The sequence below is a fragment of the Rhodothalassium salexigens DSM 2132 genome, from assembly GCF_004341375.1.
GTDB lineage: Bacteria > Pseudomonadota > Alphaproteobacteria > Sphingomonadales > Rhodothalassiaceae > Rhodothalassium > Rhodothalassium salexigens.
Genome location: NZ_SLXO01000006.1, coordinates 40,880 through 52,186 on the forward strand (window position 1 = coordinate 40,880; position 11,307 = coordinate 52,186).

Genomic DNA, 11,307 nt, shown 5'->3' on the forward strand with positions numbered 1-11,307 from the left:
CGTCGCGACGCCGGGTCCGTGACCGCCGGGGCCGGCCGCAGACCGGGGCGCTGGCGCGGGCCGGCGCGACCTATTCGGCGCCGGCGAGGCGGCGGTGGGCGGCCAGGATATGGGCGACCATCACCGATTGCGCCCACTGGCCGTCGCCGGCGCGCAGGGCGGCGATCAGATCGGCATGGTGCATGTTCGACCGGCGCAGGTCTTCGAGCGCGAACTGGCGCACGGTGCGCAACACCACCGACTGGTCCACCAGCCGCTGGCGAATCTCGCGCAGGCGCTCACTGCCCGCCATGTCGTAGACCGCGTCGTGAAAGCGGGCATTGGCGTCCAGAAACGTCTCCATGTAATAGGGCGAGCCGCTGTCGAGCGCCTCGAACACCGCCGCCACCTCGGCGTCCAGGCGGTCGAGGGTGGCGGGGTCGGCGCGCTCGGCCGCCCGGCGCGCGGCGTGGCCCTCGATCAGCGCGCGGATCTCGAACAGGTCGCCCACATCCTCGTCCGACAAGGACGCCACCACCGCCCCCCGATTGGGCTCCCACCGCACCAACATGTCACCGTCGAGCCGGCGGATGGCGTCGCGGATCGGCGTGCGGCTGACCCCGCAATACTCCGCCAGTTCCTCCTCCACCAGCCGGTCGCCGGGCGCGAACCGGCCGCGCAGAATGCCCTCCCGAATCGTCCGATACGCCCGCTCACTCGCTTTTGACATCCCCAATCCTTTGCGCAAATTCCTGCAAAAAGTCCGCTTGACGAACCGGCCTTGTATACAATAGTCTGTCATTACAAAAACGGCAAAAACAACCGCCGTACCGAAGGAGCAGACGCCGTGTCGATTGCCAAGGCCATCCCACCTTGGCCCCCCGCTACCGACCCTGCGCCGCGCCCATGGGCGCCCGGGGTCGGTAGCATCGGGGCCGACACGACCGATGGTAGCGAAATCGTAACGCTCTTTTCACACACAATTGACCGCATCGCTGTCGGGCCGCTGGAGGGGCGCGCACGATGGTGACGACCCGATCGGTCATCGCGGGCTTGTACGGGCCCCAGTCTGGGAGGAAAAAACCATGGAAAAAAGGCAGGTCGCATCCGCCCTTTGCGCCACCGCCAGCGTCCTGGCGCTGAGCTCGCCCGGGTGGGCCCAAGGCCAAGCGCAAGCGGCGGACGAACCAGTCGTCGCGGACCAGGCAAAGACCTTCGAAGAGATCGTCGTCACCGCGCGGCGTTTCGCCGAAACCGCGCAGAGCGTGCCAGCGACCGTGTCGGTGCTCAGTTCGGCGACATTGGAAAGCGCCGACGTGGAGCGGATCGAGGATTTCATCGCCCTGACCCCGGGGGTGACATTGGTGGACGCCTCGGAAGTGGGCGACACCCAGGTCAATATCCGCGGCATCAACGGCGCGCGCGACGCCGAGGCCAGCTTCGCCTTCATCATCGACGGGATCTTGTATACCAATCCCGCCGCTTTCAACCGCGAATTCACCAATCTCCAGCAGATCGAAATCCTGAAAGGGCCGCAGGGCGCGCTTTACGGCCGCAACGCCGCGGCCGGCGCGATCATCGTCACCACCGAAATGCCGGGTAACCAGTTCGAAGTGTTCGGCGAAGCGAGTTACGCCGAAGACAACACGGTGACGCTGGCCAGCTCGATCTCGGGCGCGCTGGTGGAAGACCAGCTTTTCGCGCGTCTGTCGGGCGACTTCCGGCGCACCGACGGCTATTACCGCAACGATTTCCAGGACAACCGCCCGATCGTCGACGATTTCAAGAACTGGAATGTGCGCGGCCGGCTGGTGTGGGAACCCGACGCCCGGCTCAGCGTCGACACCAAGCTGCGCTATGGCCAGGTGAGCGGCGCCGCGCTCAGCTTCAACGGCGTGTTCGCCCTGCCTGGCCTGGCCCAGGCGCTGTCGAGCCCGCTGTTGTTCGAGGACGTCAACGACCATGAGTTCGTGTTCCAGGGCAATATCGACCCGCTGAACGAGCAGCAGGCGCTTGAGGTGTCGGTCAAGACCGACGCCGAGTTCGACTTCGCCACCCTGACCGTCTGGGCGCTCTATTCCGACATCGACAACGACCTGACCGCCGACGGTACCTCGGGCGCGTTCGGTTTCTTCAACCAAGACGCCACCTGCCGCGCGTCCACCCAGGCGCTGTTCGAGGCCGGCGTCGCCCTGCCCGCGCCCCAGTTCATCGGCCCGACGCCCGAGTTTCCGACCAGCTTCTTCGGCCCCTATACGCCGACCACCTGCGACGGCACCCAGTATCAGGTGCGCAACCAGCAGGATGTGAGCGTCGAGGCGCGGCTTGAAGGCGACCTGTTCGACGGCCAGGTGCGCTGGCTCGGCGGCGGCTATTTCCTCGATCTCGAACGCGAGGTCGGGGTCAATCTGGGCATCGACGACGGCGTCGGCATCACCCGGCGCCTGTTCGTGCCGCAGGACCAGTTGAACGCCACCGAACAGTTGGTCCATGACCGTTTCAACACCACCGTGCTGGCGGTGTTCGGCCAGGTGGCCTATGCGCCGACGGCCGATTTCGAAGCCTCGGTGGCGCTGCGCTACGACCGCGAAAAGCGCGAGGTGACCAATCTGGTGCCGGCGGGCGCGCGCACCCGCTTCGTCGACTTCAACGGCCCGCCGTTCGACGGCGGCGCGCCGCTCAACCCCGGCCTCAGCCCGATCATCAACCCCACCGGTGAGATCCCCGACAAGGAGCGCACGTTCGAGCAAGTGCAGCCCAAGATTTCGCTGCGTTACGACATCCTGCCCGAGCTGACCGCGTTCGCCAGCTGGGGCATCGGCTTCAAGTCCGGCGGGTTCAACAACCAAGGAGCGGGCGCCACCGTGGACCTGTTCTTCAACCAACCCCTGAACGCCGGCGTGACCATCTTCGACACCTTCGAGAAAGAAACCTCGTCGGCGTTCGAAGCCGGGCTCAAGGGCGACGCCTTCGGCGGCCGCGTGCGCTTCGAGACCGCCGGCTTCTACACCAATGTGGACGACATGCAGTTCTTCGAGTTCTTCGTCGGCCCCTATGGTCTGTTGCGGGTGGTCTCCAACATCGACGATGTGCGCATCTGGGGCGCCGAGGGCCAGGTGACCTGGCGGCCGATCGACGCGCTGACCTTCGTCGCCGGCGGCGCGGTGATCGAAAGCGAGATCAAGGCCAACCGCTCGCGCCCCGATACGGTGGGCAACAAATCGCCCTACACCGCCGACTACACGGTCAATCTGGCGGCCGAATACAATCAGCCGGTGGGCGGCGGGCTGGAGCTGTTCACCCGTCTCGACGGCACGATCACCGGCCCGACCTGGTTCCACACCGTGCAGGGACAGGAACGCCCGAGCCTGTTCGGCCCGGCCGACTACAGCCGCACCCGGCGCGACGCCTTCGCCACGCTCGACGCGCGCGTGGGCGTGCGCGGCGAGGGCTGGAGCGCCACCGTGTTCGGCAGCAATCTGACCAACACCGACATTCTCGAAGAGGTCATCCCAGCGCCCGAATTCGGCGGCTCGTTCGCCAGCCCCGGTGCGCTGCGCCGGCTGGGCTTCGAGGTGTCGTTCCGCTACTGAGCCACCGGCCGGGTAGCGCACGCGCCGGCAGACCGATGGTAACACGGCGCCTCGGGTCCGTGTTACCGTTAGCAACGGCATCGGGTTGGGCAAGCGGGACGATGCGCCGATCATGGCCACGCAGCGCCCACCCCGCCGACGCCCCGGCTCCTTCGGCCGAGCCCGCAGAAAGCCCCCCCCATGACCGCCATGACCGCCATGCCCGTTCTGACCTGGAAGACCCTGACCGCCGCCGCAGCCCTGCTCGCCCTGGCGCCGGCGCTGACGCCGACCCCTGGTCCCGCCGCCCGGGCGCAGACGCCCGGTTACCGCCCCGACCAGGGCGAGGCGTCGATGACGCCGGCGCTGCCGCCGACGCTCAGCCCGCGCCAGCAGGCGGCGATCGAGGATCGCTGGCTGGCCCGGCGGCTCGATACCCTGGTGCCGGCGCTGATGCGCGAACACGGCATCGACATGTGGGTGCTGGTGGCGCGCGAATATATGGAAGACCCGGTGGTCTCGACCATGCTCAACGCCACCAGCCTGCGCGCGCGCCGGCGTACCATCCTGCTGTTCCACGACCCCGGCGACGGCCAGCCGGTGGAGCGCCTGACGGTCAGCCGCTACGATCTCGGCGACTATTTCAAGGCCGCCTGGGACCCCGACAGCCAGCCCGACCAGTGGCAGCGCCTGGCCGCCCTGATCGCCGCGCGCGACCCGGACACAATCGCCCTCAACGTCTCGCCGCTGACCGCGTTCGCCGACGGGCTGACCCACAGCCAACACCAGGACCTGCTGGCCGCCCTGCCCGAGCGCCTCGCCAAGCGCATCGTCCCCGGCTTTCCGCTCGCCATCGGCTGGCTGGAAACCCGCACCACCGACGAAATGGCCTACTACCCCCATGTGGTGCGCACTGCCCATGCGATCATCGGCGAGGGGCTGTCCCGCGCCGTCATCACCCCCGACGAGACCAGCGCCGCCGACGTGCAGTGGTGGTACCGCCAGCGCATCGCGCGCCTGGGCCTCGACGCCTGGTTCCACCCCTCGGTGGCGGTGATCCGGCGCGGCGAGCCGGAGATGCTGCGCGGCGACGTAGTGATCCGGCCCGGCGACATGCTGTGGACCGATTTCGGCATCGTCTATCTGGGGCTCAACACCGACACCCAGCATCTGGGCTATGTGCTGCGCCCCGGCGAAACCGAGGCGCCGGCCGGGCTGCGCGCCGGGCTCGCCGCCGCCAACCGGGTGCAGGACGCGCTGACCGCGTCGTTCCGGCTTGGCGACACCGGCAACGAGATCCTGGCGCGCGCCCGTGCCCGCGCCATCGACGCCGGCCTGGAACCGAGCATCTACAGCCACCCGATCGGCTTTCACGGCCATGGCGCCGGCGCGTCGATCGGCTTCTGGGACAATCAAGGCCCGGCGCCCAAAGGCGAGTATCGGCTGCGCGCCGACACCGCCTGGTCGATCGAGTTGAACGCCACCCTCGCCGTGCCCGAATGGGGCGGCCAGCGGGTCGAATTCCGGCTGGAGGAAGACGCCTTCTTCGACGGCGAGACGGTGCGCTACATCGACGGTCGCCAGACCCGCTTCCACCTGATCGCGCCGTTCTGAGCCCAGGCCGGCACCGCGGCCGGGCGCCTGGACCCCGCGCTAAACGGCCCCTGCCGCGAACACACTTGCCCACCGGTCATGGCGAGCGCAGCCGCACCCTCCAATCGCTGCCGGCCCTGGGCGTCGAACCAAGCCCAGCGCCCCCCCAGCCGCCGGCGTCCGGAGATGGCCGCGCCGCCCAAGGGCGGCACGCCACGACGGCATGGGGGGGTGCATGGGGGGGGTGGGCCATGGCCTGGATACGGGCGCAGCAGCGCTATTCGGCGGCCGAGGGCAGCGGCTGTTCGGCGCGGCGGATGGCGCCCGAGCGGATGCGGGCGCGATAGTCCTTCAAGTCGCGTTTGAGTTCGCCGGCGAACAGATAGACCGCGATCACGTTGGGGATCGCCATCAAAAAGAAGATGCTGTCCATGATCGACAGCACCTGGCCCACCGACAACACCGCCCCGGGCATCAGGGCCACGCAATAGACCAGCTTGTAGATGGCCATGGAACGCCGGCTTTCGCCGAAGATGAACCCCCAGACCTTGCCCGAATAATAGCCCCACGAGATGATCGTCGAGAAAGCGAACAACAGCACCGCCACCGCCAGCACCACGTCGAAGCCGCCGATCACGCTGTTGAACGCCGCCGAGGTCATCTGAATGTCGTTGAGCATCTGCCCGTCCGGGCCCTGCATCTGATAGGCCCCGGTGATGATGATCACCAGCGCGGTCATGGTGCAGATCACCACCGTGTCGATGAACGGCTCCAACAGCGCCACCAGCCCTTCCGACACCGGCTCGCGGGTCCGCGCCGCGGCGTGCGCGATGGTCGCCGAGCCGAGCCCCGCCTCGGTGGAATAGACCGCCCGGCGCATGCCCCAGACCAGCGCGCCGATCACCCCGCCAATGCCGGCCTCGGGCGCCAGCGCCTCGCGCAGGATCAGGCCCACCGCATCGGGCACGGCACTCACATTGGCGCCGATGATGAACAGGGCGGCGGCCACATAGATCGCCGCCATCAACGGCACCAGCCGCACGGTGACGCGCGCGATGGTGCGGATGCCGCCGAGGATCACGATGCCCACCAGCACGCCGGCGACGATGCCGAACAGCCATTGCGACGCCCGCCCCTCGATGCCGGTGACCAGGCTGATCTGGCTATAGGCCTGGTTGACCTGGGCGATCTGCAACAGCGACGGCAGCGCCAGCAGGGCATAGAGCCAGCCCAAGATCGCGCCCGCCCGCACCCAGCCGCGCGCCGCCAGGCCGCGGGTCAGATAATACATCGGCCCGCCCGACACGGTGCCGTCGGGGTTTTCCTTGCGATACTTCACGCCCAGCGTGCACTCGGCGAACTTCAGGCTCATCGCCAGGAAGCCGATGACGATCATCCAGAACGCCGCCCCCGGCCCGCCAAGGCCGATGGCGATCGCCACGCCGGCAATGTTGCCAAGCCCCACGGTGCCCGACAGCGCCGTCGACAGGGCCTGGAACTGGGTCACCTCGCCCGGTGCGGTGTCGTCGCGATAGCGCCCACGCAGAATGTTCAAGGCGAGCGGAAAGGCGCGCACATTGATGAACCCGAACCAGACGGTCAGGAACAGCATCGGCAGGAACATCCAGATGATGATCCATTCGATCTGGCTGCCGAGAAACGGCACCTGGTAGAAGACCGCACCGTTGAACGCATCGATGGCGCGCCCGACCGCGCCGCCGACCCCGTCCTGCGCGGCGGCGGGAAACGCCGTCAATCCCCAAGCCGCCGCCGACGCCGTCAGGGCCGTTGCGATGCGTGCACCTGCCATCCCTACTATCCATCTGTTCTAATATGATCGGTCAGATTAAGGACTGCGCGACAAGACGCAAGAGCCGACCCCGTTTCGGGTAATTTTATCAGCCCCGATCACAGCCCCTCGCCAAATCCTGCCTGTCGTGTTTAGAAGGCAGGCGCATGTCGTGCACTTGTTTTTTCCGCCCTGACCGTCTTCCAGCCAGGACCGATCCCCCATGCCCCAAGGCGCCGCCGCCCCGAAGCCCGTGGAAACCTTCTCCAACCGGCTCGCCTTCGTGTTCGCCGCCATGGGCGCCGCCGTGGGCCTCGGCAATGTCTGGCAGTTCCCTTACATAGTCGGCGAAAACGGCGGTGCCGCCTTCGTGCTCGTCTATCTGGCAGCCCTGGCGCTGGTGGCAGCGCCGATCTTCGTCGCCGAGACCATGCTCGGCCGCCACGGCGCCGCCAGCCCGCCCGAAGCGTTGCGCCGGGTGGCGCGCGAGGCGGGCGTCAGCGCCCGCGGCGCCGGCATCGTCGGCTGGGCCGGGCTCATCGCCTCGATCCTGGTGCTCAGCTTCTATTCGGTGATCGCGGGCTGGACGCTGGCCTATGCGCTCAAGGCGGCCGGCGGCGCGTTCGTGGGCCAGGACACCGCCGGCATCGTCGCGCTGTTCGACGCCCTGCGCGCCGACCCGCTGGAAATGGCGTTGTGGCACACCTTGTTCATGGGCCTGACCGTGGCGATCGTGCGCCGGGGCGTGCGCGGCGGGATCGAATGGGCGGCCAGTTGGATGATGCCGGCGCTGATCGCGCTGTTGGTGATCCTGGTCGTCTATGGCGCCCTGTTCGGCGAATTCACCCGCACCGTCGCGTGGATGTTCCGGCCCGACTGGTCGGCCCTGACGCCGGGGATCGTGTTGTCGGCGATCGGCACGGCGTTCTTCTCGCTCGGCGTCGGCGTCGGCGCGGTGATGATCTATGGCGCCTATCTGGGCCGCGAGGTGTCGCTGCCGCGCGCCTCGGCCATGGTGGTGGGCGCCGACACCGCGGTCGCCCTGCTCGCCGGCTTCGCGGTGTTTCCGGTGGTGTTCCAGCAGGGGCTCGACCCCGCCGCCGGGCCGGGGCTGTTGTTCGTCACCCTGCCCAACGCCTTCGCCGACATGGTCGCCGGGCGCTGGGTGGGGGTGTTGTTCTTCGTGTTCATGGCGCTGGCCGCCCTGACCAGCGCGCTGGCGCTGATGTCGCCCACGGTGGCCCGGCTTGAAGAACGCGGTCTGTCGCGCTCCGCCGCCACAGGGGTCGTGGGCCTGGCCATCTGGCTCGCCGGCTTCGCCACCCTGTTGTCGTTCAACCTGTTGTCCGACTTCCGCCCGCTGGCAGCCCTCGGCTTCGCCGACATGCGGCTGTTCGAGTTGATCCGCGACACCATCTTGAACCTGTTGCTGCCGCTTGGCGGCGTGGCGTTCGCGCTGGCGGCCGGCTGGCTGCTGCCCGAGCCGGTGCGCGCCGCCGAGTTCGGCGGCCGGCGGCGGGTCTATCTGGCCTGGCGCTTTGCCGTGCGCTATGTGGCGCCGGTGGGCGTGCTGGCGGTGTTCGCCTCGTTCATCCTCTAGCCCTCACCCCCGCCTGGCCTTTCGGAGACGCTTGCCATGACCACCACCGACCTGACCCTTTATGGCGGTTCGCTGTCGCCCTATTACGAACGCGTGTTGCTGGCCCTCGACGTCAAGGGGGCGACCGAGCAGGTGGCACAGCGCGGCATTCCCGGCGGCTCGCCGCAGTCGATGGCGTATCGCACCCTGACCCCGGTGGCCAAGATCCCCGCCCTGCTGGTCGACGACGCGGTGCTGGTGGAATCGCGCGCCATCCTGACCTATCTCGACCGGCGCTTCCCCGAGCCGGCGCTGGTGCCCGCCGAGCCGCTGGCCGCCGGGCGCGCCGAGATGCTGGCGCAACTGGCCGACAGCCACGTCATGCCCAAGCTGTCCAGCTTCTTCGCGCTGGCCCAACGCCAGGTGTTCACCGGCGACGAGGTGGACCGGGCCAAGGCCGACCTGACCCAGGCGCTCGACGATCTGGAACATTTCTTCGCCGACGACCAGTTCGCGGTCGGCGACGCCTGGACGGTCGCCGATTGCGTGCTGGTGCCGTTGATGTTCTTTGTCGGCGCCATGGACGCCCTGTATCACTATGGCGGGCTCGACGGGCGCCCGCGGCTGGCCGGCTGGTATGAGCGCACCGGCGCCACCGGGCCCGCCCGCGCGTCGCACGCGCGCCAGCAGGCAGCCCTGAACGCCGCCATGGGCGCGCCCGCGTAACGCGCCGCGCCGCCAAACCGGAGGAAGACGCCATGAAGCTGTTCGGTGCCCATCTGTCGCCCTATTTCGAGCGCGTCTGGCTGCAACTGCACCTCAAGGGCCAGACCGATGCGGTCGACTATCCCGGTGTGCCGGGCAATGCGCTGCGCTCGCCCGAGCATCTGGCCCACAACCCGATCGGCCGGATTCCCTATCTGGAGCTGGCCGAGGGCGAGTTCCTGCCCGAAGCCCAGGTGATCGTCGAGCATTTCGAGCGCCTGTTCCCCGAGCCGGCACTGCGCCCGGCCGACCCGCCGCACGCCGCCCGCGTCGACCTGATCTGCCGGGTGCTCGACCTCTATGTGCTGCCCGACATGATCCTGGTTGCCCGGCTGGCCAGCCAGCCCGACCCGGACCGGGCGGCCTTGGGCGACAAGCTGCGCAGCATCCAAAGCGGTATCGGCTACCTGGAACATTTCTTCGCCGCCCAAGACTGGGCGGTGGGCGACGAGCCGACGCTGGCCGACTGCGCGCTGATCCCGTTCCTGTTCTTCGCCGGCCTGATCCAGAAAAGCGGCGGCATGGACATCCTGGCCGACGCCCCCAAGCTCGGCGCCTATCGCGCGCTGATCGCCGATAGCGACCTGGCGCGCACCGGCTTCGACAATATGGCCCGGTCGCTCGACCAGGTGCGCGCCGCCGAAGCCAAGGCGCGCGGCCAAGGTTGACCGGCGGATGACCGGCAGCCGACCGGCGCCCCGGCGGGCTATTTATTCCGCCGGGGCGGTGACGGCGCGCGCCGGCCGCCCCCAGGGGCGCACCAGGGCGGCATAGACCAGCGGCGCGGCGACCATCAGCCCGGTCATCGGGATCAGCGTCGGCAGGGCGGACCCGGCGTCGGCGCCCTGCCACGCGCCGACCCATTGCAGCACCGCCGCGGCGAACAGCGCCTGCATGGCGCTGAACAGCCCCGACGCCGAGCCGGCGATCAGCGGGGCCGCCGCGACCGAGCCCGACTGGCTGCCGGGCAGCGCCAGACCGTTGCCGATCATCGCCAGCCCCACCGGGGCGAACAGCCAATAGGGGTTGGCCAGGTCCGACTGGGCGACCCACAGGGCCGCGGCGGTGGCGGCGATGGACACCAGGGTGCCGAGCGCGATCAACCGGTCATTGCCGATCCGGCTGCCCCAGATCCCGGCGACCAGATTGCCGGCCATGAAGCCCAGCGGCAGGGTGATGAAATAGGCGCCATAGGCGCTCGGCGGCTGGCCGTAGACGTCCGAGACCAGATAGGGCGCGCCGCCCAGAAAGGCGAAGAACGCCCCCTGCACCACCACGCCGTGGAGCGCATAGCCCATATAGGCGCGGTTGACGAACAGGCCGCCGAAGTCGCGCGCCATCTGCGCCGTCGAGGTGCCCCGGTCGGCGAAATGGTGGGTCTCGGGCAGGCGCAGCAACACCAACGCCCACACCAGCGCGGTGATCGCCGCGATGACCGCGAACGGCCCCCACCAGTCGAACCGCGCGACCGCGAAACCGCCCAGAAACGGCCCGGCCATGGGTGCCAGCATCAAGGCGGCGGTCAGCGTGCCGATCACGCCGGTCATCCGCTCCGGCCCATAGACGTCCTTGACGATCGCCCGCGCCAAGACCACGCCGGCGGCGGTGCCGGCGGCCTGCAGGATGCGGCCAAAGATGACCACCTCGATCGACCCGGCCAGGGCGCCGACGATGCTGCCGAACAGGCCAAGCCCGATGGCGAACACCAGGATCGGCCGGCGCCCGAAGCGGTCCGACAACGGCCCGTAGATCAGCGTGAACACCCCGATCGCCAGCATCGACAGCGAAATCGCCAGTTGCGCGCGGTCGGCGGTCACGCCGAAGGCGTCTTGCACCGCCGGCAGCGCCGGCATGAACGACGACATGGCCAAGGGCCCGAGCCCCACGGCGATCAGCATGATGGCATAAAAGGCCCATGAGCCGCGCAGGGCGGCCAGACGCGGATCGCTGGGCAGGCCGTCCGCCGCCGTGCCGGTGTCTTTCGGGCCGGTCTCGGCCTTGGTCATGAGGGCTCCTTCAGACGTGACGTG

At 68.8% G+C, this 11,307-nt stretch carries 8 protein-coding genes; 5 read left to right on the forward strand and 3 right to left on the reverse strand.

Features of this window, described 5'->3' with window-relative positions; all coding sequences use genetic code 11:
• Window positions 1–70: 70 nt before the first annotated feature.
• Entirely contained in the window at window positions 71–709 is a 639-nt protein-coding gene (locus EV659_RS08980; protein WP_165878806.1) for a GntR family transcriptional regulator, read from the reverse strand.
• Between the two features lie 355 nt (window positions 710–1,064).
• Between EV659_RS08980 and EV659_RS08985 the strand changes: the two genes are divergently transcribed.
• Window positions 1,065–3,572 (forward strand): TonB-dependent receptor, encoded by a 2,508-nt coding sequence (locus EV659_RS08985; RefSeq protein WP_132708544.1) that lies wholly within the window; start codon window positions 1,065–1,067, stop codon window positions 3,570–3,572.
• 180 nt (window positions 3,573–3,752) lie between these two features.
• Window positions 3,753–5,165, forward strand: coding sequence for a M24 family metallopeptidase (locus tag EV659_RS08990; protein ID WP_200288149.1), 1,413 nt, complete (start codon window positions 3,753–3,755; stop codon window positions 5,163–5,165).
• Window positions 5,166–5,421: 256 nt separating this feature from the next.
• Here EV659_RS08990 and EV659_RS08995 read toward each other — a convergent pair whose 3' ends face one another.
• A complete protein-coding gene (locus EV659_RS08995; RefSeq protein WP_132708545.1) occupies window positions 5,422–6,954 on the reverse strand; it encodes an alanine/glycine:cation symporter family protein in 1,533 nt (510 codons plus the stop codon).
• Window positions 6,955–7,156: 202 nt separating this feature from the next.
• On the opposite strand from EV659_RS08995, the gene EV659_RS09000 reads away from it, so the two are divergent.
• The 3 genes from EV659_RS09000 to EV659_RS09010 are packed head-to-tail and all read left to right on the forward strand — an operon-like array spanning window position 7,157 to window position 9,945.
• On the forward strand, window positions 7,157–8,533 hold the full coding sequence (locus EV659_RS09000; protein ID WP_132708546.1) for a sodium-dependent transporter: 1,377 nt from the start codon (window positions 7,157–7,159) through the stop codon (window positions 8,531–8,533).
• Window positions 8,534–8,569: 36 nt separating this feature from the next.
• The gene (locus EV659_RS09005) at window positions 8,570–9,238 is read left to right on the forward strand and encodes a glutathione S-transferase family protein (RefSeq protein WP_132708547.1); all 669 of its coding nucleotides are present in this window, start codon (window positions 8,570–8,572) and stop codon (window positions 9,236–9,238) included.
• Between the two features lie 32 nt (window positions 9,239–9,270).
• Window positions 9,271–9,945 carry a glutathione S-transferase family protein gene (locus EV659_RS09010; RefSeq protein WP_132708548.1) on the forward strand — a complete coding sequence of 225 codons (675 nt, stop codon included), beginning with the start codon at window positions 9,271–9,273 and terminating at the stop codon, window positions 9,943–9,945.
• 42 nt (window positions 9,946–9,987) lie between these two features.
• On the opposite strand, the gene EV659_RS09015 is transcribed toward EV659_RS09010, so the two are convergent.
• Window positions 9,988–11,283 carry a multidrug effflux MFS transporter gene (locus tag EV659_RS09015; RefSeq protein ID WP_132708549.1) on the reverse strand — a complete coding sequence of 432 codons (1,296 nt, stop codon included), beginning with the start codon at window positions 11,281–11,283 and terminating at the stop codon, window positions 9,988–9,990.
• Window positions 11,284–11,307 lie beyond the last annotated feature (24 nt).

Bases quoted from the DNA above. Each gene is read 5' to 3' on its own strand.
- EV659_RS08995 (WP_132708545.1), bottom strand. From the start codon at position 6,954: ATGGCAGGTGCACGCATCGCAACGGCCCTGACGGCGTCGGCGGCGGCT.
- EV659_RS08990 (WP_200288149.1), top strand. From the start codon at position 3,753: ATGACCGCCATGACCGCCATGCCCGTTCTGACCTGGAAGACCCTGACC.
- EV659_RS09005 (WP_132708547.1), top strand. From the start codon at position 8,570: ATGACCACCACCGACCTGACCCTTTATGGCGGTTCGCTGTCGCCCTAT.
- EV659_RS09015 (WP_132708549.1), bottom strand. From the start codon at position 11,283: ATGACCAAGGCCGAGACCGGCCCGAAAGACACCGGCACGGCGGCGGAC.
- EV659_RS08980 (WP_165878806.1), bottom strand. From the start codon at position 709: ATGTCAAAAGCGAGTGAGCGGGCGTATCGGACGATTCGGGAGGGCATT.
- EV659_RS09010 (WP_132708548.1), top strand. From the start codon at position 9,271: ATGAAGCTGTTCGGTGCCCATCTGTCGCCCTATTTCGAGCGCGTCTGG.
- EV659_RS09000 (WP_132708546.1), top strand. From the start codon at position 7,157: ATGCCCCAAGGCGCCGCCGCCCCGAAGCCCGTGGAAACCTTCTCCAAC.
- EV659_RS08985 (WP_132708544.1), top strand. From the start codon at position 1,065: ATGGAAAAAAGGCAGGTCGCATCCGCCCTTTGCGCCACCGCCAGCGTC.